Below are 21,317 nucleotides of genomic sequence, written 5' to 3' on the forward strand. Positions count from 1 at the left end.
GTGTCCACGCCGGCCTCGCATGAGTTCGCCGGAGCCACGGTCTCCGAGGAGACCTGGCAGCAGGTGGAGGACCGTCTCGCGGGGGCGGCAGTCGGACCGCGTGTCCGCCGTTCGATGGTCCGGCGGGTCATCTGGATCGTGCTGGCCGTCGTCACCGCGGTTGCAGCCGGGTGGCTGAGCGCCGAACACCTGCCGCGCTTCGAGCTGCCCTCGACCGGAAGTGGCCTGCCGGACTGGGCGTTCTTCGTCATCGTCCCGCTCATGATCGTTGGCCCGGTCTGCTGGGTGATCGCCATCGTCCGGGGCGGTGGGCAGTTCCAGAGCGCGATCTCTGACCCGACGTTCGGGCTTCCCCGTGCCGACCGCCGACGGATCGAGCGCATGGCTCGTGGGCAGCAGCCCGCCGACCCGCAGCACCGGACCGCGCTCGTCGCGCTCGCCGGCCGTCGACTCAGCCAATCGACATCGACGTTCTGGCTCGCCCTCGGATGGACGCCGTTCGCGTTCGCGCAGTTCCTGCTCAACTGGGCGACGTTGTTCGGACTGCTGTACGCACTCCTCACCGTGTTCTTCCTCGCGATGCTGCTCTGGACCGTACGCAAGCGGCGGCAATGGCGGGCGTTCCTGCAGGAGACCGAGCCCCGCGCCGGGGCCGAGCCGACCCCGGCGAATTGACCCGGGCCTCCAGGCCGACGCACCATGCGCGGTCTGTCGGCTGGTGCGAGGTTGCGCGCTCCGTGCGCCGCTACAGGCTCGCACCGAGCGAGCAACCCCGCACCACTCGAACAAGCGCGCACCGTGCGACGAGCCCCGCGCCGGGGCCGAGCCGACCCCGACGAGCTGACCCGGGCCTCCAGGCCGACGCACCGTGCGCCCCCTGTCGACTGGTGCGAGGTTGCGCGCTCCGTGCGCCTGAACAGGCTCGCACCGAGCGGGCAACCTCGCACCACTCGAACAAGCGCGCACCGTGCGACCAGAGCCGGCCGAACACCCGAACCACCCGCCCCGAACCATCCGCACCGCACCCGCCACCCCGCCGCGCCACCTACCCTTGACGTGTGGCACATCTCCTCGGCGCCGAGAACCTGCATCTCGAGTTCCCCACCAAGGTCGTCTTCGACAACGTCACCCTCGGCATCGACGAGGGTGACCGGATCGGCGTCGTCGGCCGGAACGGCGACGGCAAGTCGACCCTCCTCGCACTGCTGTCCCAGCGCCTCGAGCCGGACGGCGGCCGCGTCACGCACCGCCGCGGGCTGACCATCGGCTACCTGGACCAGCGCGACATCCTGCCCGAGGGCGCGACGGTCGGCAGCACCGTCGTCGGCGACCTCGAGGAGCACGAGTGGGCCGGAGACCCGAAGATCCGCGACATCATCGGCGGTCTGGTCTCGGACATCCCGTGGGACGTCAGCGTCGACGAGCTGTCCGGTGGGCAGCGTCGCCGTGTGGCACTCGCGCGGCTGCTGGTCGGCGACTGGGACGTCCTGTTCCTGGACGAGCCGACCAACCACCTGGACGTCGAGGGCATCGAGTGGCTCGCCGGGCACATCAACCGCCGCTGGTCGTCGAACCAGGGCGGCATGGTCGTCGTGACGCACGACCGGTGGTTCCTGGACGCCGTGTCGACCGACACGTGGGAGGTCCACGACGGCGTCGTCGACCCCTTCGAAGGCGGCTACGCCGCGTACATCCTGCAGCGCGTCGAGCGTGACCGGCAGGCTGCCACGATCGAGCAGCGCCGCCAGAACCTGGCCCGCAAGGAGCTCGCGTGGCTCCGCCGCGGTGCCCCGGCCCGCACGAGCAAGCCGAAGTTCCGCATCGACGCGGCGAACGCCCTGATCGACGACGTCCCGCCGATCCGCGACACGGTCGCGCTGTCCCGGACGGCGACCGCGCGCCTCGGCAAGGACGTCGTCGACCTGCTCGACGTGAGCGTCTCGTTCGACGGCACGCAGATCCTCGACCGCATCGAGTGGCGCATCGCACCGGGGGAGCGGACCGGCATCCTCGGCCCGAACGGCGCCGGCAAGTCGACGCTGCTCAACCTGGTCTCCGGCCGGCTGCAGCCGACCAGCGGGCGGGTGAAGACCGGCAAGACGGTGCAGGTCGCGGTGCTCGACCAGCAGCTCGCCGACCTGCAGCAGTTCGCCGACGACCGCGTGCGCGAGGTCGTGGCCCGCAAGAAGACGAGCTACGTCGCCGACGGAAAGGAGATGACGCCGTCGCAGCTGCTCGAGCGGCTCGGCTTCACCTCGGAGCAGCTCTCCACACCCGTCAAGGACCTGTCCGGTGGGCAGAAGCGGCGCCTGCAGCTCATGCTCATCCTGCTCGACGAGCCGAACGTGCTCATCCTCGACGAGCCCACCAACGACCTCGACACCGACATGCTCGCCGCCATGGAGGACCTGCTCGACACCTGGCCCGGCACCCTGCTGGTCGTCAGCCACGACCGGTACCTGCTCGAGCGCGTCACCGACCAGCAGTACGCCGTGCTCGGCGGGCACCTGCGCCACCTGCCCGGCGGCGTCGACGAGTACATGCGTCTGCGCGAGGCCGGCACCGGTGGTGGGACCGCCTCTGCGGCTGCCGCCGCGTCTGCCGGGCGGCCCGACACCGTCGGCGGGACCGGCTCGGCCGGTGCCGTGGCCGGGTCCACGGCCGCTGGTGCGTCCGCCCTGTCGGGAGCGGACCGGCGGACGGCCGAGAAGGAGATGTCGGCGCTCGACCGCAAGATCGCGAAGGTCGGCGCGGACCGCAAGAAGCTGCTCGACCAGTTCGCGACGCACGACCAGTCCGACTACGCCGGGCTCGGCGAACTGCAGTCGAAGCTCGGTGCGCTCGAGGCCGAGGTCGAGCAGCTCGAGGAGCGCTGGCTCGAGGTCGCGGAGCTGCTCGGGGTCTGAGGCGGTCTACTCGACGGACGCGGGGTCGACCGCGTCCTGGCCGCTGTCCGCCGGTGTGGCGTCCTCGGGCGCCCCACCGCCGGGGTTCGCCACGACCTCCCACAGGTGCCCGTCCGGGTCCTGGAAGAAGCCGGACCACATGCCCCACGGGCGTGTGTACGGCGGTTCCGGCATCGTGGCGCCCGCTGCCTGCGCCCGCTCGAGGAACGCCTCGGCCTCGGCCTGGCTGCTCGTGAAGTGCCCGATCGTGCTGCTCGGTGCCATGGCCAGCTGCACGCCGGAGTCCTTCGCCATGTCGGCCCGGCCGTAGACGCTGACGATCAGGCCGTCGTCGAGGGTGAACATCGCCGTGGTGCCGCCGGCCTGCGTCTCGGTGGCGGGGTACTCGGTGCCGATGACGCCGCTGCCCTCGATGCCGAGCAGGGCGCGGTAGAAATCGGCCGATCGAGCGACGTCGGCGACGGCGAGGGTGATGGCGTGCATGCGCCGCACGCTACGCCGGGGCCGCCCGGCCCGTGTCACGCTTTCGGTCAGTCCCCGAGACCCAGGATGAGTCGGCGGAGCAGCCCGGCCAACTGGCCCTGCTCGTCGGCGGAGACCCCGGACAGGATGTCGCGCTCGGCGGCCAGCAGGTCCGCGATCGCCGCGTCCACCGCCACCCGGCCTTTGCTCGTCAGCGAGACGAGGATGCCGCGGCCGTCCTTCGGGTCGGTCCGACGCCCCACGAAGCCGCGGGCCGCCAGGCGGTCCACCCGGTTCGTCATCGTGCCGCTCGACACCAGGGTCTGCTGCAGCAGGGTCTTCGGGCTCAGCTCGTACGGCTCGCCCGCGCGCCGCAGGGCCGACAGGACGTCGAACTCCCACGGCTCCATGTCGCTTGCGTCGAACGCCGTCCGCCTGGCACGGTCCAGGTGTCGGGCGAGCCGGTCCACGCGGGACAACACCTCGAGCGGGCCGAAGTCGAGGTCAGCACGCTCACGACCCCACGCCGCGACGATGCGATCGACCTCGTCCTCATGCGGCATCCCTCCATCTTGGCCGAACCCGGAGCGGACAGCCAGCCTCGTCGGTCGTGGGAGGATGGAGGAGCACCTGCGGGTGCGTTCCGCCTTGGTGTAATGGCAGCACGACGGCCTTTGGTGCCGTTAGGTCCGGGTTCGAATCCTGGAGGCGGAGCGGGCGGGTCGTCCGTCGCGGCGGGAGCGAGAGCGGGTGTGCGCAGTGACCATCTCGGATGACTTCCACCGCTGGGGCTCGCTGCTGATGGCGCAGCTCGAGGCCGACGCCGTGAACACCGAGTTGCGGCGCTCTCCCGAGGAACGGGGCAACCGGAGCACCCACGTGTTGGTGGAGTCCGATCTGATCGCCTACGACTTGATCGTCTGGGATTCGGGCGACGCCGAGCTCATGGTGTCCGACGAACGGGGAATCTCCCCGACGCACCTCGACATCGGCGCAGACCTGTCGGCCCGTGCACTCTTCGAGCGGTTCGTCAGTGGCGCATCGAGGGTCGTGGGGCGGCAGCTCCAGGTCTGAGGAGACGGCCGGTCACCACGAACTCGGCGCGTAGTCCTTCAGGAAGACGCCGAACAGGTCCTCGCCGGCTTCGCCCCGGACGATCGGGTCGTAGACGCGGGCTGCCCCGTCGACCAGGTCGAGCGGCGCGTGGAAGCCCTCTTCGGCGAGCCGGACCTTCGTGGGGTGCGGCCGTTCGTCGGTGATCCAGCCGGTGTCGACGCTCGTCATCAGGATGTTGTCGGTCTCGAACATCTCCTGCGCGCTCGTGCGGGTGAGCATGTTCACGGCGGCCTTCGCCATGTTCGTGTGCGGGTGACCCGGTCCCTTGTAGGCGCGGCCGAACACCCCTTCCATGGCACTGACGTTCACCACGTAGGTGCGGCGTCCCGTGCTCGCGGCCATCGCGGGGCGGAGCTTCGAGATCAGGATGAACGGGGCCGTGGTGTTGGCCAGCTGGACCTCGAGCATCTCGAGCGGGTCGACCTCGTCGACCTGCTGGGTCCACGAGTTCTCGTCGTGCAGGTCGGGGACCAGGCCGCCGGCGTCGATGGCGGTGCCCAAGGCGAGCCGTTCGAGCGAGCTCGATCCCGGTGCCATCGCCTGTTCGGTCAGCTCGTCGGCCCGGGCTGCGGCGGCCGCGAGGATCGGGTGCGCGGCAACTGAACGGGCGAGCGCCAGCGGGTGCTGGTCGTTCGTGTGCCCGAAGGTCACGAGTTCGGGCAGTGGTCCGTCGGGCAGCGGCGTGAGTTCCGCGTCGACCAGCGGCTGGTAGGCCCCGGTCGATCGGCGCACGGTCTGCGTGGCGTTGTTGATCAGGATGTCGAGGGGGCCGGACGCGGCGACGTCCTCGGCGAGCCCGATCACCTGGGCGGGGTCGCGCAGGTCGATGCCGACGACCTTCAGGCGGTCCATCCAGTCGGCGGAGTCGGGCAGGCTCGCGAACCGGCGCACCGCGTCGCGGGGGAACCGCGTGGTGATGGTGGTGTCGGCCCCGTCGCGCAGCAGCCGGAGGGCGATGTACATGCCGATCTTCGCGCGGCCGCCGGTGAGCAGCGCCCGCTTGCCGGTCAGGTCCGTCCGGGCCTCGCGCTTCGCGTGGCTCATGCGAGCGCACGCCGGGCAGAGCTGGTGGTAGAACGCGTCGACGACCGTGTAGTGCTGCTTGCACATGTAGCAGGGCCGTGACTTGAGCAGGGTGCCCGCGGTGGTCGACGCGGTCGAGGCGCTGATCAGGACGCCGCGGGTCTCGTCGTCGATCCGGTCGGCGGCCCCGGTGGCGGTGGCGGCGATCACCCGGCGGTCGGCCTCGGCGATGACGCCGCGCTTCTCGAGACGGTGCGCACGCTTGACGGCCTTGAACATCTTCGCGGTGGCCTGGCGGACCCGGATGAAGTCCGGGTGCGTCTCGTCGATCGACGGCAGCTGCTCGAGCACCCGGAGCGCGACGGTCAGGTCGTCGGGGTCGATGCCGCTGGGTTCGGGGTGCTCGGAGCTCACACGCGATCCTACGTCGGGACCGAGCGCCGATCAGACGAGCTGCTGCTCCATGCACACGCTCGTCGGGTCGTCGACGTACGGGCCGAACCGGGGGATGTCCGCGTACCCGGCCTTCCGGTACAGCGCGATCGCCGCGGCCTGCGGCAGACCGGTCTCGAGTCGGGCGGTCCCGATGCCGACCGCGCGCGCCCGGTCGTGCAGGGCGTCGAGCAGCCGCGTCCCCACGCCGAGCCCACGCGCGGCGTCACTCACGAACATGCGCTTGACCTCGCCGGTGCCGTCGCCGGCGTCGACGAGCGCCACCGTGCCGAGGGCGGTGCCGTCCTCGCGCGCCACCAGGAACGTGACGTCGGGCTGGTCCAGGTCGTCGACGTCCAGCGCGTGGTAGTTCTCGGCCGCGTAGAGGCTCAGTCCGTAGTCGTCGCCCTGCTGCAGCAGGTGCAGGACGTCGTCCTGCCGGGGGCTCTCGATCCGCACGGTCAGCACCGTCACACAGTAGCGAGGACGACGCGGACAGTGAGCAGACGAGGAGCCCCCGGCTGACCACGATCAGGCCAGGAGCCCCTCGCTGACCTCCCACAGCCGCCGGGCATCGTCGGCGTCGAGCATCGCCGAGTTCGCGTCCGACGGGATCCGGTCCGCGGTGAGGGGCAGGACCCGGTCGTCGATCACGGCGACGTCGCTGTCCTTCAGGTAGACCCCGCCGACGCCGTCGAGCAGCGGGCTCGCGGCGCCGAACACGAGCGTGGCTGCGCCCTGCTCGACGGTCTTCTTGCCGACCTCGGGGTCGATGACGGTCATCCCGTGGTCGTCGACCAGTCCCTGCTCGCGGTAGGAGGCGATCCGAGAAGCGTCGTGCGGGCCGGGTCCGATGATGACGCCCGGGTGCGCGGCGAAGGCGCGGATGCCCTGGTCGGCGTACCGCCGGTCGAGCTCCACCGTGAACAGGACGTTGGCGCGCTTCGACTGGCCGTACGCGGTGACCGGGTCGTACCCGTGCGCGAACGTCAGGTCGTCCCACCGGATCTGCCCGAACCGCGCCGCACCGGAGGTGACGGTCAGGACTCGCGCACCACGGGCCTCCAGGAGGGCGGGGAGGAGCGCCCGCGTGAGCTGGAAGTGCCCGAGGTGCGTCGTCGAGAACGCCTGTTCGTTGCCGCGGCCGTCGAGCCGGCGGTCCGGGGTGAAGAGCATCGCGGCACTGTTCACGAGCATGTGCAGCGGGCGGCCGGAGGCCGACCAGCGCGCGGCGAAGGCATCGACCGACGACGGGTCGGTGAGGTCGAGGGCCTCGACGTGGATGCCCGGGATGTCGGCGACTGCTGCGGATGCCCGGTCGACGTCACGGGAGGCGACGGTGACGTCGGCGCCGGCCGCCGCGAGGGCGCGGCTGGTCTCACGGCCGAGGCGGCTGTGTCCGCCGGTCACGACGACGTTCCGGCCGGTCAGGTCGACGCCGTCCAGGACGTCGGCGGCGGTGGACGCGGCGGTGAAGCTGCTGGGCAGGGGGTGCTGGTCGGTGATCACGAGTGGTGCTCCTTCGATTCGATGTGGCCGACGGCGGCAGCAGGGCCGACGGCGTCGGCGATCGCCGACCACGCTCCGGGGTCGAGGCCGAGCGCGGTCCGGAGGAACGCCGTCGTGGTGTGGCGGACGAGGTCCACACGCTCGGGGCTCTCGTCCGTGGTCGCGGTCGACTCGTAGTCCTGGATCCCGCCGAGCAGGTGCTCGCCGCCGTGGACGGTCACCAGGTGCCGCGCGCCGGGGCTCAGGTGGTAGACGTCGGTGAACCAGTCCGGACCTCGCGTCGAGAGCTGGGACTGGTCGTGGTCGCCGGCGACGACGAGTGACGGGGTGTGCAGCTGGCTGAAGTCGGGGCTCATGAACGCGAAGTGCTCCTGCGCGAACGGCGCGAGGTCGCCGCGCGCGATCCCGGTGGTGGACAGCAGGACCCCGGCGCGCACGCGGTGGTCGGTGCGGTCCTCGCCCGGCCGTCCGTCGGCGTCGAGGACGCGGGCCCCGAGCAGCATGCCCACGGACTGTCCGCCCCACGAGTGTCCGACCGCGGCGATGCGCGCGGTGTCGACGCGCCCGCTCAGGCCGGGGACCGCGTCCATGAGCTGGTCGAGGTCGTCGAGCACCCGCTCGAGGTCGTCGACCCGCGTCTGCCAGATGGTCGGGTAGCGCGGGTCGTCGAGCGTCAGCCCGTAGGCCGCTGCGTCGAGGAACGTCGGCTGGACGACGACGAAGCCGTTCGCGGTCCAGTGGTCGACCAGGGGGTCGCCGCCGGTCATGGACTGGCCGAAGCCGTGGGCGAAGACGATGACGGGCAGGTCGGTGCCGGTCATCGGTGCGGTGATCCGGACCTCGAGGTCCTGGCCGCGCGAGGGTGCGGGAAGCGTGACGGGGCGCACGCTGATGACCTGCGGCCGAGGTGCTGTGGGTGCCATGTGGGCCTTTCCGGGATGCGGTGTCGCCCGTGGTCGGAGCGATCGTCGTCTGAAACGGAGCGACGTTCCGGAACGATACGGAACAACGATCCGTATTGCAAGACGAAGCGGAGCGTTGTTCCGCATCGCGTCTGCGTCGTGGGATGATCGACACATGAGCACCCCGTCGACCGACCCCGTGCCGCGTCGCCGTCGCGACGTCGAGCGCAACGAGCGCACGATCCTCGACGCCGCTGCCGCGGTCTTCACGGCCTCGGGCGTCGGCGCACCGGTGCGCGAGGTCGCCACCGCCGCCGGTGTCGGGGTGGGAACGCTCTACCGGCACTTCCCGACCCGTTCGGACCTGGTCGTCGCCGTCTACCGGCACCAGATCGAGGCCCTGGTCGACGCGGGGCCGGCGCTGCTCGACTCCGAACCGTCGCCGTTCGCCGCCCTGCTGCGCTGGGTGCACCAGTTCGTCGACTTCCTCGGCACCAAGCACGGCCTGGCGCGTGTCTGGGAGGGCGACGCCGACGGTTTCACGGCGCTGCACACGCTGTTCGTCGACGAGCTCGTGCCCGTGCTCGGCCGGCTGCTCGACGCCGCGCGGGAGTCCGGCGACGTGGCCGCGCCGACCCCGCCGTACCAGCTGCTCCGGGCCGTCGGTGACCTGGTGGCGTGGAGTCCCCAGGACCCCGACTACGACGTCCGGACGATCGTGACCCTCCTGGTCACCGGGCTGCGGCAGGCGCAGCCGACGGTGACCGGCAGCGCGTAGCCGGCCACGTGCACTGGTCGCGACCGGCACCGGACTGGAGGCGCGGTGCGTGCCCGCCACGGGCCTCCCGTCCGGCATGGTGACCGTCTCGGGCCGCACCAGCGCCGTCGGAGCGCGCTCCGGCCCTCAGCCCGCCGGGGTCGAGTACAGGACCGCCAGGGTCGCCACCAACCCGACGACCACGATGCCGAGGTCGAGCACGGCCAGGGTGACGAGTCGAGCGCGCTGCGGCCGGACGGCGGCCCGCACCACGACCATCGCCACGAACAACAGGACGACGAGCACCAGAGCCGGCCAGCCGATCGCCGGCGCCCGGATCGCCATGAGCACCATCACCGCGGCGACGATCACGGCCGTGACGGCTCCCCACACGAGCCAGTTCGAGCCCGACGCCGTCCGGAGTGCGGGCTGGTCGCCGACGCGGGTGGGATCAGGGCGGCGGGGCTGTTCGTCGGACACGAGCCGGACGGTACGCGGCGGCCCCTGCCCGTCCCCGCAGCCGCCCGGCCATGAAGGGGCACCCACGCCGCTCGGCACGAGAGGATGGGGTGTGCACACCGCCGCGACCATCCTCGACGCCGTCGTCCGGCACATCGACACGACGGGGTTCGCTGCACACGGCATCCACGTGCGCACGCGGACTGCGGCTCCGGGCACCGACGGCACCGCGGACGACGTCGCCGAGCACCACTGGACCCCCGACGTCCGACGCGAGATCCACTCCGCCGCGAAGGGCGTCTGCGTCCTGGCCACCGGCATCGCCGCCGACGATGGCCTGGTCGACCTCGACGAACCGATCGCGACGTACCCGGTCGACACCGGCCTCGGGACGGAGACCGGGCTCGCGCTCGGGGACGGCGTCGAGCGGGTCACCCTCCGGCACCTGCTGACCATGACGAGCGGCATCGACATGCCGTGGTCGGCGACCGAGCTGACGGACTGGCCGGACCTGGCGGCCGAGTTCCTGCGGCGACCGTCCCGCGGCCGGGTGTTCCAGTACGCGAACGCCAGCACCTACACCGCGATGCGCGTGCTCGAGACCCGGGTCGGTGACGTCGGCGCGTTCGTCACCGAACGGCTGTTCGCGCCGCTCGGCATCCGGGACGTCCAGTGGCAGCGTTGCCCGAACGGGTTCGTCGCCGCGGGCGAGGGGCTGTCGCTCCGCACCGAGGAGCTCGCCCGCATCGGGCGCCTGATCCGCGATCGCGGGGTCGTCGACGGACAGCGGATCGTCAGCGCACGGTGGTGCGACGCGATGCACACCGACTGGGTGGAGCGCGAGGGCACGGGCCCCGGCTACGAGCGGTACGCGATGGCCGGGTGGGGTGGTCCCGGCCGGCTCTGGCGGCTGCACGGTGCGTACGGCCAGATGCTGCTGTTCGACGAGACCGAGGCGAGCAACGACCCCGGCACCGTCGTCACGATCACCGCCGACGACCACTTCGGCGCCGACGCGCTCGCCGCCTTCGTCGCCGACGAGCTGGCCCGGCAGGACCCCCGCCGGTAGCACCGTCGACGATCCGACCTGCACGTCCGCGCGCGTCCGGCGTGGGAGGATCGATCAGTGCAGCAGCAACCCGTCGCGATCATCATCGCGGCCATGAGCGAAGAGGTCTCGGCCTTCGCCGACCTGTTCGGCGGTGTCCCCGTCCTCGACGGCCCCGTCGGTGGCCACGACCCGCACCAGCTGCTCGACATCGGCGGCGCCACGGTCGTCGTGCGCCGCAGCGGCATCGGCTTCACGAACGCCACGGCCGCCGTCGCCCACGGCTTCCACGACTTCGGCCCGGGCATCCCGGTGATCAGCGTCGGGACCGCCGGTGGGCTCATGCACGGTGTCGCCATCGGTGACGTCGTGGTCGGCGACCGGTACGTCAACCTCAACGCCGACGCCACCGCGTTCGGCTACGCCCTGGGCCAGGTCCCCGGCATGCCGACCGGCTACGCGCCGGACGCCCGGCTCGTCGAGCTCGCGATGGGCGCCGACATCGCGTGGCCGCTGCGGTCGGCGACGATCGGCTCGAGCGAGGTCTTCGTGACCGAGGGTCGTGCCCGCGCACTCCGGGTCGCGTTCCCCGAGGTGGCCGCGGTCGACATGGAGTCGGCCGCGATCGCGCAGTTCGCCCACGTGCACGACATGCCGTTCGTGTCGGTCCGGTGCATCAGCGACCTCTGCGCGCCGGACGGCGCCGAGTTCCGCGAGCACCTGGACGACGCTTCGGCGCGCGCAGCGCGCGTGGTCCACGACCTGGTGCTCGGCCTGCGTTCCTGAGCCCGCCCCGCGTACCGGCCTGGAGGCGCGACTCACCGCCGCCGGTCTGCCGGCGGTGATCCGGGCCTCCAGTCCGTCCCGCCTGGTCGCGTGCGTCCGTGCGTTCCGCGGCCATCAGGCGGCCGGAATTGCGTTCCACGGACGTTCCGGGACGGATTGCGAACTCCGCTCCGAGCCGCTCGCTAGCCTCCCTTTCGGGGGGCCAAGGAACCACGGCCAATCACACAGGGAGATCAGCCATGAGCGCCTACACGAGCGACGAGAACGTCGAACCTGCACGCATCACCACCTTCAAGCGCGTCCGCAAGCAGTGGCGCCGGACGGGTGAGGTCGGCTACACGCACAGTGGCAGCGACTTCTTCCGCGACGACGCCCCGGAAGCGGTCCAGCGGTAACAGCGGCAGCCACGGAGTGCCCGCCAGGAGCGATCCTGGCGGGCACTCCTGCGTCAGCGACCGAGCTGGTCCCGCAGGTAGGGCGCGGTCCGGCTGGCGGTCGAGGCGGCGACCTCGGCGGGCGTGCCGGAGGCGACGACCCGGCCACCGTCGTCGCCGCCCGAGGGACCCATGTCGATGACGTGGTCGGCGCTCGCGACGACGTCCATGGCGTGCTCCACCACGACGACGGTGTTGCCGGCGTCGGTCAGGCGGGCGAGCTGGGCGGTGAGCAGCTCGACGTCGGCCGGGTGCAGGCCGGTGGTGGGCTCGTCGAGCAGGTACAGGGTGTGGCCGGTCCGCGCACGCTGCAGTTCCGTGGCGAGCTTGATGCGCTGCGCCTCGCCGCCGGACAGCTCCGGGGCGGGCTGGCCGAGCCGCAGGTAGCCGAGGCCGACCTCGCGGAGGGTCTCGAGTCCGCGCCCGGCTGCGGGCAGGGACGCCAGGAACGGCGCCGCTTCGTCGACGGTCATGCCGAGGACGTCGGCGATGGACGCCCCGTTCCACCGGACCTCGAGCGTCTCGGCGGTGTAGCGGGAGCCGTGGCACTCGGGGCACGGGGCCCAGCTGCCCGGCAGGAAGAGGAGTTCGACGGACACCGACCCCTCGCCCTGGCAGACCTCGCACCGGCCGCCGGCGACGTTGAACGAGAACCGTCCGGCCGTCCAGCCCCGGGCCTTCGCGTCGTCGGTCTGGGCGAAGGCGGCCCGGACCGCGTCGAACAGGCCGGTGTAGGTGGCGAGGTTCGAGCGGGGCGTCCGGCCGATCGGCTTCTGGTCGACCTGCACGACGCGGTCGATGAGCGGGTGCGACGTCGCGACGCCGGGCAGCACGCCGCCGACGAGCGACGACTTGCCGGAGCCGCTGACCCCGGTGACCGCGGTGAGCACACCGAGCGGCAGGTCGACGTCGAGCCCCCGCAGGTTGTGCAGGGTGAGGTCGCGGAGTTCGAGCGTGGCGATCGGGGTCCGGACGGCGCGGTCGGCGGTCGGCTGCCGGGGTTCCAGGAAGCGCCGGGTGACCGAGGCCTCGACCTCGGCCAGGCCGGCGACCGGGCCGCTGTACAGGACGGTGCCGCCGCCGGTGCCCGCGCGGGGGCCGACGTCGACGATCCAGTCGGCGCGGCGCACGATGCTCATGTCGTGTTCGACGACGAAGACGCTGTTGCCGCCGGCGCGCAGGTCGTCGAGGACGTCGACGAGGGACTCGGCATCGGCGGGGTGCAGGCCGGCGCTCGGTTCGTCGAGCACGTAGACGACGCCGAACAGGCCGGAGCGCAGTTGCGTCGCGATCCGCAGCCGCTGACTCTCGCCGGGGGAGAGCGTCGGGGTGGCGCGGTCGAGCGCCAGGTAACCGAGACCCAGGCCGACCAGGACCTCGACGCGGGTGAGCAGGTCGCGGGAGATCGCCACGGCGACCTCGGTGTGCTCGCCGGACGATGCTCGCGACGTCGCCGCTGCCGCATCCGTGATCGCCGCGATCGGCCGCAGGACGTCGGCGAGGCCGGTCAGCGGCAGGGCGTTCAGCTCGGCGATCGAGCGGCCGCCGATCGTCACGGCGAGGGCGGCCCGGGTCAGGCCGGTGCCGCCGCAGAGCCCGCACGGGCCGGACTCGACGAACTGCAGCACCTTCGCGCGCTGGGTCTCGCTCTGCGAGTCGGCGAGGGTGTGCAGCACGAACTGGCGGGCGCTCCAGAACCGGCCCTTGTAGGGCTTGGCCACGCGGTCGCGCTTCGGGTGCACCTGCACGACGGGCTGTTCCTCGGTGAAGAGCAGCCAGTCGCGGTCCTTGCGCGACAGCTCGCGCCACGGACGGTCGATGTCGTAGCCGAGCACGGCGGTGACGTCGCGTAGGTTCTTGCCCTGCCACGCTCCGGGCCAGGCGGTGATCGCGCCGTCGCGGATGCTCAACGACGGATCGTGCACGGCCGATGCTTCGGTGACCTCGTGCGCGGTCCCGATGCCGTGGCACCGGGGGCAGGCGCCGGCGACGGTGTTCGGCGAGAAGGAGTCCGACTCGAGCCGGTCGGCGCCGGGCGGGTACGTGCCGGCGCGCGAGTAGAGCATGCGCATCGAGTTCGACAGCGTGGTCATGGTGCCGACGGTGGAGCGGGAGCTCGGGGCGCCGCGACGCTGCTGCAGGGCGACGGCGGGCGGCAGTCCGGTGATCGAGTCGACGTGCGGGGTGGAACCCTGCGCGATCAGCCGCCGCGCGTACGGGGCGACGGACTCGAGGAACCGGCGCTGCGCCTCGGCGAAGACGGTGCCGAAGGCGAGCGAGGACTTGCCGGAGCCGGAGACGCCGGTGAACGCGACGATCCGGTCGCGGGGGATGTCCACGTCGACGTCGCGCAGGTTGTTCTCGCGGGCGCCTCGGACGCGGATGAAGTCGTCCGGCCCGGGTCGGTCGTCGGTGGGGGTCGAGCGGGGAGCGGGCATTCGCTCGATCGTAGGCTCGGCCACTGGGAGGAGCAGCACCACCGGCGGAACCGCGAACGACGAAGAGCCGCTCCGCCCTGATCGGCGGAGCGACTCTTCGTGTCGTGCGGTGTTGCGGTGTTGCGGCAGGTGTTACTTGATCTGTGCGGTGATGGTGGCGGTGCCGACGAGCAGGCCGCGCTTGACGGCGTCGGTGCCGAAGGTCTTGTTCAGCAGGCCGGCGGCGTCCTCGGAGACGTGGACGGTGGTGCCGGTGAGGATGGCGTTGTCGCCCTCGAGCTGGAGGGGCTTGAGGGAGCCGCCGTGCAGCTCGAACAGGAACGCGTTGGCCGCGGCGACCTTGCCGTTGACGAGGACGTCGCCGTAGAGCTTGGACGAGCCCGGGTTCACGACGAAGTTCTCCAGCGTGACGGTGGTGTCGCCGGCCTTCAGGGTCAGACCCGAGTCGTCGTGGTTCAGCAGGCCCTGCACGTACGGGCGGTAGTTGCCATCCGGCGACCAGTAGGTGACCGACCCGGCGGTGATCGGGAACGACACCGACCCGTCAGCGAGAGTCGCATCTCCCGAGACGCCGGGGGTGAGCTTCAGGGCGGTGAGGGCGTCGGTGAAGCCGGAGTCGAGCTTCACGGCGGTGGAGCCACCGAGGACCTCGGGGACCGAGGCGACGGGTGCGGGGATCTTCGACTCGGACGACGAGGACACCGTGTGCACGTTCGGGGTCGCGGCCTGGGCGGAGGAGATCCCGAACGCGGCACCGCCGAGGACGAGGGCGCCGGTCGTGGCGAGGGTGATGGAGGTCTTGAGGCTCTTACGCATCGTGATCAGTCCTTTGCTGTTGTCGCGCTCGGCGCGGCTGCTGTGTGCGCGCCGAACACACCCTTGGTGGGGTGGAGAACCAGCGATGTGCGGCTGGTGAGCGCTCCGGGTGTTTCCCGGTCGTTGCAGGTGATTCGGCACCCTGGGGCGAAGGGTTTGGACCGATCTGCCGTCGTTACCGCTCTGTGACCATCGGGCACATCCGGACAGCGGTCACGCCCGCGAGCACTCGTCCGTCCGCTCGGGTCAGAACGCCTTGCCCGGGTTCAGGGTCCCCGCCGGGTCGAGCGCGTCCTTGACGGAGCGGTGCATCGCGAGCACGCGGTCGCCGAGCTCGACCCGCAGGCCCGGCAGCTTCAGCAGCCCGACGCCGTGCTCACCGGTCACGGTCCCACCGAGCGCCAGGCAGTCCGCCACGATCTGGTCGAACGCCGTCTTCGCGCGGGCCTTCGCGGCGTCGTCGCCCTCCGGCGCGATGATCAGCGGGTGCAGGTTGCCGTCGCCGGCGTGCGCGATGTTGGCGATCGTGACGTCCTGCGCGTCCGCGGTCACCTGGATCCGCCGGAGCATCTCGGGCACCGCGCTCCGCGGCACGCAGATGTCCTCGGTCAGCACCGGACCGAGCCGCTCGAGAGCCGGGTAGGCGAGTCGGCGGGCCTGGAACAGCCGGTCGATGTCCTCGGGGTCCGTGGCCCGCTCGACGTCCGTGCCGCCGGCTTCCGCGAAGACGTCCGCAACGTGGTCGGCGATCTCGTCACCGGCCGCACCGCGCTCGTCGACCCGTGCGAGCAGCAGGGTGTCGACGTCCGCCGGCAGCCCGAGGTGCATCCAGTCGTCGACGGCCCGCAGGCAGGTGCGGTCGACGATCTCGAGTGCCGCGGGGACGATGCCCGCGCGCGAGATCGCGGCCACGGCATCGCCCGCTGCGGTCAGCGAGGGGAAGTACCCGATCACCGCCCGTTCGTCACGGCCGGCCAGGGGGAGCAGCTTCACGGTGACCGACACGACGATGCCGAGCGTGCCCTCGGAACCGACCATCAACCCCGTGAGGTCGTACCCGGCGACGCCCTTCGCGGTCCGGCGGCCGAGCTCCACCACCGACCCGTCGGCAAGCACGACGGTCATGCCGAGCACGTAGTCGCGGGTGACCCCGTACTTGACGCAGCAGATGCCGCCGGCGTTCGTCGCGACGTTGCCGCCGATCGTCGAGATCGCCGAGCTCGCGGGGTCCGGCGGGTACCAGAGGCCGTGCTCGGCGACCGCGGCGCGGAGTGCGTCGTTGATGACGCCGGGTTCGGTGACCGCGTACCGCTCGTCGGTGTTCACCTCGAGCACCCGGTCCATCCGCTCGAGCGACACGACGATCGAGTCGGCCATCGCGTTGGCGCCGCCGGACAGGCCGGTGCCGGCACCGCGGGGGACGACCCGGAGACCGGCGGCGGCTGCCCAGCGGACGGCGGTGACGACGTCGTCGGTGCTGCGTGCCAGGACGACGGCGAGCGGTGCCGTGGAGTCTGCCCACTCGGCGTCGTCGTGGCGGTAGCGCTCGAGCGACTCCGGGTCGCGGAGCACCTGGTCGGACCCCAGTAGGTGTTCGAGGGCGGTGGCGTCGGCTGCGGTGGCGGATGCGGCTGCGGTTGCGGTTGCGGTTGCGGATGCAGCGGTGACGGTCATGCGGGGTGGGGGTCCTTCCGTGGCGCGGCGGTGCGGTTCGGGTCCGTCGACGATACGCCGGTCAGTCCAGGCAGAACTCGTTGCCCTCGACGTCCTGCATGACGATGCACGACTCGTTCACCTGGTCCGCCGTCATCCGACGGACCTGGGTGGCACCGAGCGCGACGAGTCTGGCGCTCTCGGCGTCGAGGGCCGCGAGCCGTTCGGCGCCGATCATGCCGGTGCCGACCCGGACGTCCAGGTGCACCCGGTTCTTCACCGTCTTGCCCTCGGGGACGCGCTGGAAGAACAGCCGGGGACCGGCACCGGTCGGGTCGACGCACGCGAAGGCCGAGCCCTGGTGCTCCGGCGGCAGCGACCGGTCGAACGCGTCCCAGTCGGCGAAGCCCGGTGGGGGCGGCGGCACCACGTAGCCGAGGACCTCGCACCAGAACCGGGCGACACGCTCCGGCTCGGCGCAGTCGAACGTCACCTGGACCTGTCGCACCGTTGCCATGGAGCCGAGGATACGACGATGCACGACCGGCGTCCGCTCAGCGTCCGCTCGACGTCCGCTCAACCGAGCTGGGCGGCCGCCGCTCGGAGCTCGGCGAGCGCGGCCGTGGCGTGGTCGGCCAGCCGGTCGTCGTCGGCGCGCCCCACACCGGACCACCGCTCGAAGCCCTGCTTGAACGCCAGGACGCCCATCTCGGCGGCCAGCCGGGCGGGCGCGTCGGGGACACCGCGGCCGACCAGGGCATCGGTCATGGCCGCGGCCATCCCGACACTCTTCAGGGCGTCGCGCTCCTGCAGCTCGGCGCTGGCGGCGACGGCCGCTCGCAGTCGTGGTCCGAGCTCACGGTTGAGCGGTCCCATCTCGTCCGAGGCCCGTTCCAGTCCTGCGGCGACCGCGTCGAGCGGGGTGGCGTCGGCCGGAGCGCCGGTGATCCCTTCGGCCAGGAGTCGGCTCAGGGTCTCCTGCCCGGCGACGAGCAGTTCGCGCTTGTCCGGGAAGTGCCGGAAGAACGTGCTCTTCGTGACACCGGCGCGCTCGGTGATCTGCGCGACGGTCGTCTCGTCGTAGCCCTGCTCGGAGAACAGGTCGACCGCGGCCAGGACCAGTCGTTCCCGGGCCCCGGGTTCCCATCGCACCATGGGACGATCATACGCGACGGGACAATTGTCCCATCGCGGGTGTACGGTGACGGTACAAAAGTCCCATCACTTCTGAGGAGCACCCATGCACGTCTTCGTCACCGGCGGCACCGGCACCATCGGCACCGCCGTCGTCACCGAACTCATCGCCGCCGGGCACGCCGTCACGGCCCTGGCCCGGTCGGACCGGTCGGCCGCTGCCCTCCTCGCCGCGGGGGCGACCCCCGCCCGCGGAGCACTCACCGACCTCGACGTGCTGCACGAGGGCGCACGCGCCGCCGACGGGGTCGTCAGCCTCGCGTTCTCGAACGACTTCAGTTCGGCGGAGGCGCTCGAGCGGGGCATCGCCGAGGAAGGCGCCGCCATGGCCGCACTCGGCGAGGCGCTCGTCGGCAGCGACCGCCCGTTCGTCGTCGTCTCCGGCACGCCGTGGGAGCCCGGTCGGGCCTCGGTCGAGACCGACCCGCTCCCGCTCGAGGGGCCGGTCGCGGGTCGAGCCCGATCCGTCCTCGCCGCCCTCGACCTGGCGGCACGGGGCGTCCGGGTCTCGGCGATCCGCCTGCCGCGCACCGTGCACGCCGACGGCACGGGCGGGTTCGCGGGGATCCTGACGGAGACGGCCCGACAGGCGGGGGTCGCGGGCTACCCCGGCGACGGCGAGCAGCGGTGGCCCGCCGTGCACGCCGCGGACGCCGCGGTGCTGTTCCGGCTCGCGCTCGAAGGTGCTCCGGCGGGGACCGTCTGGCACGCGGTCGCCGACGAGGGGGACCGGGTGCGTGACCTGGCCGAGGTCATCGGGCGTCGGCTCGGTCTGCCGGTCGAGCGGGTGGCCGACGAGACCTTCGGCGCGTTCGCGCCGATCTTCGCGATGGACCAGCCGTCGTCGAGTGCCCACACGCGCGAAGCGCTCGGCTGGGTGCCGACGCACCCGAGCCTGCTCGAGGACCTGGAGAACGTGCAGCGCTGAGCGCGGCCCGCACCGTCAGCGGTGGGCGCACGGTGCGCCGGACGGGAGGCGCGGTGCCGGGCCGCCACGGGCCTCCCGGCCGCCGCGCAGCCGCGTCAGTGCTGCTTGCCGCGCAGGCGGCCGATGGCCAGCACGATGCCGACGACGACCATGCCGAGCACCAGGCCGGCCACGGCCGACACAGCGGTGTCGGCGATCCAGACGACGACGGGGCCTGCGGCCTCGAGTGCGTGCTCGATCACGTGCAGCAGGTCGTACGGTCCGTGCCAGACGGTCTCGGCGAGGTTCGCGATGACCAGGTGTCCGCCGACCCAGAGCATCGCGACGGTCCCGATGACGCTGATGACCCGGAAGACCATCGGCATCGCGCGGACGATGCGGGCACCGATCCGACGGGTGCGGCGGACCGAGTTCCTCATCATCTGCAGGCCGATGTCGTCGACCTTCACGAGCAGTGCCACGGCGCCGTAGACGACCGCGGTCATGACCAGACCGATCACGATCAGGGCGCCGAGCGTCGGCCAGAGCCCCAGGTCGGGGTCGAGGCCCGCCAGCGCGATGAGCATGATCTCGGTGCTCAGGATGAGGTCGGTGCGGATGGCGCCGAAGACGAGCTTCGGTTCGGTGACGGCCTCGTCGGACCCGCCCTCGTGGTGGACACCGAACCACTCGGTGACCTTCTCGGCGCCTTCGAAGCACAGGTACGTGCCGCCGAGCAGCAGCAGCCACGGCAGCACCCCGGGTGCGAAGGCCGTGAGCAGCAACGCCAGCGGGATGATGATGATGAACTTGTTGAACAGGCTGCCGAGGGCGATGCGCCCGACGACGGGGAGTTCACGAGCGGGCTCGAGGCCCTGCACGTACTGGGGCGTGACGGCGGCGTCGTCGATGACGACCCCGGCGGTCTTCGCGCTGGCCTTGAGGGCTGCGGAGAGGATGTCGTCCACCACGGCGAGCAATCCGACTGACAATTCGTTCTCCACTCGTCTGACCTGTGACCGTGCACAGCGTAGTGGCCGTGGAGCATCCTGAACGCCAGCCGCGGGGCGTCCGTAGGCTCGCGGCATGGCTGACTTCACCGCATCCCAGGCCGCCGTCGTCCGGATCGAGCGTTCCGAACAGGGGCGCTGGGACCTCTCCGTCATCAGCGACGCCGGTGTCGCGATGGGGCACGGCGTGTACCTGTTCGACGCGGACCACGACGACGCCGAGGACGAGCAGGCCGCGGCCCTCGACTTCGTGCGCGACTACGGGTTCCGGTTCGAGCGCGACGCCGTGCAGGCCGACGGTCCCGACGCCTTCTGGGCGCCGCTGCTGCCGTCCGACCAGCAGTAGGCGCTGCGGCGCGCGGGAGTCAGCGTGCCGAGTCCTCGAACCCGATCAGCCAGGTGACCCCGGACGCGTCGCGGACGGTGCCGTCCCAGTCGCCCCACGGGCGCTGCTGCAGTGGGTCGACCACCGTGCCGCCCTCGGCGAGCTGGTCGAACCACCGACGCAGGACGTCCGGTTCCGCGGCGCCGAGCAGTGAGAAGAGCAGCCCCGTCGCCGAGAACGGGGTGTCGGCCTCGCTCGCGTCCGCGGCGAACAGCTGCAGCTCGCCGGTGAGCTGGCCGTGCGCGACGGCGTCGGCCGGGCCGTCCGTGCGGGAGAAGTCCGCGTAGGTCGCGATCTGCACGTCGCCGCCGAACACCCGCTGCCAGTGCTCGAGGGCCTGCCTGGCGGTGCCGGCGAACTGGAAGTACGGCGCGGGTCCGGTCGTGTGCATGCCCGGAAGGTACTCCGGCGTGCGGCGTGGGGGAACCCCGGGCTCGTCAGTCGAGCAGCGCCAGTGCGCGCTCCAGGACGTCCTCCGGTCGGCCGTCGCCGTGCAGTGCCCACCAGGTGAGTGCGGCGCTCGCGGCGGCGGCCAGTGTGTGGGCGCGCACGGCGACGGCGAGGTCGTCGGCGGTGACCCCGTCCCGCTCGGCCACGTACCGCAGGATCTCGTCGGTCAGGGCCGTGACCGTCGCGGCGCCGACGTGCTCGAGCGACGGGTTCGCGCGGATGACCCGGAGGCGGTGTCGGGTGACCTCGACGGCGTCGTCCGGGAACGTCGCTCCGATCCGGTAGGCCGCCCGGAGCGCCACCGCCGAGGGTTCGTCGGCCGGCCGTGACCGCAGGGCCTCGCGGAACCGCGCGGCGAACTCGTCGAGACCGCCCCACACCAGTGCCGCCTTGTTCGGGAACAGCCGGAAGAGGGACCGACGGCTCACCCCGGCCGCCGCGGCGACGTCGTCCATCGACACCGCGTCGAAGCCCTGGTCGTCGAACAGCCGGAGTGCGACGAGGGACACGGCGTCGGGGTCGATGGTGCGCGGGCGGCCCGTCGGACGGTCGTTCGTCGAGCTCATGGAGACCTTTCGGCACTGAGTGCTATAACCGGTGTGGCGCAGCGAGCGCCTCTCATCGAGGAGA

General features: G+C 72.0%; 24 protein-coding genes, 1 tRNA gene and 1 pseudogene. 11 read left to right on the forward strand and 15 right to left on the reverse strand.

Annotated features, from left to right (window positions below; all coding sequences use genetic code 11):
• From DEJ20_RS03730 to DEJ20_RS03735, 3 genes and pseudogenes are all read left to right on the forward strand, one after another.
• Positions 1-675, forward strand: a complete 675-nt coding sequence (locus tag DEJ20_RS03730) for a hypothetical protein (protein ID WP_111234975.1) — start codon at positions 1-3, stop codon at positions 673-675.
• Positions 676-1,058: 383 nt separating this feature from the next.
• A pseudogene (locus tag DEJ20_RS18110) lies at positions 1,059-1,527 on the forward strand (ATP-binding cassette domain-containing protein); the annotation flags it as partial.
• A 23-nt stretch (positions 1,528-1,550) separates the two neighbouring features.
• Complete coding sequence (locus DEJ20_RS03735) at positions 1,551-2,906, forward strand: ABC-F family ATP-binding cassette domain-containing protein (protein ID WP_411512263.1); 1,356 nt, start codon at positions 1,551-1,553, stop codon at positions 2,904-2,906.
• 6 nt (positions 2,907-2,912) lie between these two features.
• On the opposite strand, the gene DEJ20_RS03740 is transcribed toward DEJ20_RS03735, so the two are convergent.
• Together DEJ20_RS03740 and DEJ20_RS03745 are read right to left on the reverse strand one after the other, a co-directional pair.
• Positions 2,913-3,389 carry a VOC family protein gene (locus DEJ20_RS03740; RefSeq protein ID WP_146245395.1) on the reverse strand — a complete coding sequence of 159 codons (477 nt, stop codon included), beginning with the start codon at positions 3,387-3,389 and terminating at the stop codon, positions 2,913-2,915.
• Positions 3,390-3,436: 47 nt separating this feature from the next.
• On the reverse strand, positions 3,437-3,931 hold the full coding sequence (locus tag DEJ20_RS03745; RefSeq protein WP_071406000.1) for a MarR family winged helix-turn-helix transcriptional regulator: 495 nt from the start codon (positions 3,929-3,931) through the stop codon (positions 3,437-3,439).
• Between the two features lie 79 nt (positions 3,932-4,010).
• On the opposite strand from DEJ20_RS03745, the gene DEJ20_RS03750 reads away from it, so the two are divergent.
• Both DEJ20_RS03750 and DEJ20_RS03755 read left to right on the forward strand, forming a co-directional pair.
• Positions 4,011-4,082 (forward strand) — tRNA-Gln (locus DEJ20_RS03750).
• Positions 4,083-4,127: 45 nt separating this feature from the next.
• Positions 4,128-4,442, forward strand: a complete 315-nt coding sequence (locus DEJ20_RS03755) for an immunity protein TriTu family protein (protein ID WP_111234977.1) — start codon at positions 4,128-4,130, stop codon at positions 4,440-4,442.
• Positions 4,443-4,454: 12 nt separating this feature from the next.
• Here DEJ20_RS03755 and DEJ20_RS03760 read toward each other — a convergent pair whose 3' ends face one another.
• From DEJ20_RS03760 to DEJ20_RS03775, 4 genes are all read right to left on the reverse strand, one after another.
• A complete protein-coding gene (locus tag DEJ20_RS03760) occupies positions 4,455-5,921 on the reverse strand; it encodes an SDR family NAD(P)-dependent oxidoreductase (RefSeq protein ID WP_111234978.1) in 1,467 nt (488 codons plus the stop codon).
• A gap of 30 nt (positions 5,922-5,951) precedes the next feature.
• Positions 5,952-6,407, reverse strand: coding sequence for a GNAT family N-acetyltransferase (locus tag DEJ20_RS03765; protein ID WP_258377124.1), 456 nt, complete (start codon positions 6,405-6,407; stop codon positions 5,952-5,954).
• Between the two features lie 63 nt (positions 6,408-6,470).
• Positions 6,471-7,448: an SDR family NAD(P)-dependent oxidoreductase gene (locus tag DEJ20_RS03770; protein ID WP_111234980.1), complete on the reverse strand. Its 978-nt coding sequence runs from the start codon at positions 7,446-7,448 to the stop codon at positions 6,471-6,473.
• Positions 7,445-8,371 (reverse strand): alpha/beta hydrolase family protein, encoded by a 927-nt coding sequence (locus DEJ20_RS03775; protein ID WP_181431503.1) that lies wholly within the window; start codon positions 8,369-8,371, stop codon positions 7,445-7,447. Before DEJ20_RS03775 ends, DEJ20_RS03770 begins: the two co-directional genes overlap by 4 nt.
• A 154-nt stretch (positions 8,372-8,525) precedes the next feature.
• Here DEJ20_RS03775 and DEJ20_RS03780 point away from each other — a divergent pair, with 154 nt between their 5' ends.
• On the forward strand, positions 8,526-9,128 hold the full coding sequence (locus DEJ20_RS03780; RefSeq protein ID WP_111234982.1) for a TetR/AcrR family transcriptional regulator: 603 nt from the start codon (positions 8,526-8,528) through the stop codon (positions 9,126-9,128).
• A 126-nt stretch (positions 9,129-9,254) separates the two neighbouring features.
• Here DEJ20_RS03780 and DEJ20_RS03785 read toward each other — a convergent pair whose 3' ends face one another.
• Positions 9,255-9,587, reverse strand: a complete 333-nt coding sequence (locus tag DEJ20_RS03785) for a hypothetical protein (RefSeq protein ID WP_111234983.1) — start codon at positions 9,585-9,587, stop codon at positions 9,255-9,257.
• Between the two features lie 91 nt (positions 9,588-9,678).
• Between DEJ20_RS03785 and DEJ20_RS03790 the strand changes: the two genes are divergently transcribed.
• The 3 genes from DEJ20_RS03790 to DEJ20_RS03800 all read left to right on the forward strand — a co-directional run bounded on the left by DEJ20_RS03790 (position 9,679) and on the right by DEJ20_RS03800 (position 11,795).
• On the forward strand, positions 9,679-10,635 hold the full coding sequence (locus DEJ20_RS03790) for a serine hydrolase domain-containing protein (RefSeq protein WP_111234984.1): 957 nt from the start codon (positions 9,679-9,681) through the stop codon (positions 10,633-10,635).
• Positions 10,636-10,692: 57 nt separating this feature from the next.
• Positions 10,693-11,400, forward strand: coding sequence for a 5'-methylthioadenosine/S-adenosylhomocysteine nucleosidase (gene mtnN, locus DEJ20_RS03795; RefSeq protein ID WP_111234985.1), 708 nt, complete (start codon positions 10,693-10,695; stop codon positions 11,398-11,400).
• A gap of 239 nt (positions 11,401-11,639) precedes the next feature.
• The gene (locus DEJ20_RS03800) at positions 11,640-11,795 is read left to right on the forward strand and encodes a hypothetical protein (RefSeq protein ID WP_155896774.1); all 156 of its coding nucleotides are present in this window, start codon (positions 11,640-11,642) and stop codon (positions 11,793-11,795) included.
• 53 nt (positions 11,796-11,848) lie between these two features.
• Here the strand turns inward: DEJ20_RS03800 and DEJ20_RS03805 are convergent, their stop codons facing one another.
• The 5 genes from DEJ20_RS03805 to DEJ20_RS03825 all read right to left on the reverse strand — a co-directional run bounded on the left by DEJ20_RS03805 (position 11,849) and on the right by DEJ20_RS03825 (position 17,896).
• On the reverse strand, positions 11,849-14,272 hold the full coding sequence (locus DEJ20_RS03805; protein WP_111234986.1) for an excinuclease ABC subunit UvrA: 2,424 nt from the start codon (positions 14,270-14,272) through the stop codon (positions 11,849-11,851).
• Between the two features lie 132 nt (positions 14,273-14,404).
• The gene (locus tag DEJ20_RS03810) at positions 14,405-15,088 is read right to left on the reverse strand and encodes a hypothetical protein (protein WP_110858642.1); all 684 of its coding nucleotides are present in this window, start codon (positions 15,086-15,088) and stop codon (positions 14,405-14,407) included.
• 246 nt (positions 15,089-15,334) lie between these two features.
• Positions 15,335-16,762 (reverse strand): FAD-binding oxidoreductase, encoded by a 1,428-nt coding sequence (locus DEJ20_RS03815; protein WP_111236639.1) that lies wholly within the window; start codon positions 16,760-16,762, stop codon positions 15,335-15,337.
• Between the two features lie 61 nt (positions 16,763-16,823).
• On the reverse strand, positions 16,824-17,258 hold the full coding sequence (locus tag DEJ20_RS03820) for a VOC family protein (RefSeq protein ID WP_111236638.1): 435 nt from the start codon (positions 17,256-17,258) through the stop codon (positions 16,824-16,826).
• A gap of 59 nt (positions 17,259-17,317) precedes the next feature.
• Positions 17,318-17,896: a TetR/AcrR family transcriptional regulator gene (locus DEJ20_RS03825; RefSeq protein ID WP_111236637.1), complete on the reverse strand. Its 579-nt coding sequence runs from the start codon at positions 17,894-17,896 to the stop codon at positions 17,318-17,320.
• Positions 17,897-17,981: 85 nt separating this feature from the next.
• Between DEJ20_RS03825 and DEJ20_RS03830 the strand changes: the two genes are divergently transcribed.
• Positions 17,982-18,863 carry an NAD-dependent epimerase/dehydratase family protein gene (locus tag DEJ20_RS03830; protein ID WP_111236636.1) on the forward strand — a complete coding sequence of 294 codons (882 nt, stop codon included), beginning with the start codon at positions 17,982-17,984 and terminating at the stop codon, positions 18,861-18,863.
• 95 nt (positions 18,864-18,958) lie between these two features.
• Here DEJ20_RS03830 and DEJ20_RS03835 read toward each other — a convergent pair whose 3' ends face one another.
• Positions 18,959-19,834, reverse strand: a complete 876-nt coding sequence (locus tag DEJ20_RS03835; protein ID WP_111236635.1) for a DUF808 domain-containing protein — start codon at positions 19,832-19,834, stop codon at positions 18,959-18,961.
• A 94-nt stretch (positions 19,835-19,928) separates the two neighbouring features.
• On the opposite strand from DEJ20_RS03835, the gene DEJ20_RS03840 reads away from it, so the two are divergent.
• Positions 19,929-20,198, forward strand: a complete 270-nt coding sequence (locus DEJ20_RS03840) for a hypothetical protein (RefSeq protein ID WP_071245932.1) — start codon at positions 19,929-19,931, stop codon at positions 20,196-20,198.
• Between the two features lie 19 nt (positions 20,199-20,217).
• Here the strand turns inward: DEJ20_RS03840 and DEJ20_RS03845 are convergent, their stop codons facing one another.
• A complete protein-coding gene (locus tag DEJ20_RS03845) occupies positions 20,218-20,628 on the reverse strand; it encodes a VOC family protein (RefSeq protein ID WP_111236634.1) in 411 nt (136 codons plus the stop codon).
• Positions 20,629-20,674: 46 nt separating this feature from the next.
• Positions 20,675-21,253, reverse strand: coding sequence for a TetR family transcriptional regulator (locus tag DEJ20_RS03850; RefSeq protein ID WP_027464431.1), 579 nt, complete (start codon positions 21,251-21,253; stop codon positions 20,675-20,677).
• Positions 21,254-21,317 lie beyond the last annotated feature (64 nt).

Origin of the sequence: Curtobacterium sp. MCSS17_005, from assembly GCF_003234225.2 — a bacterium.
Classification (GTDB): Bacteria; Actinomycetota; Actinomycetes; order Actinomycetales; family Microbacteriaceae; genus Curtobacterium; species Curtobacterium flaccumfaciens.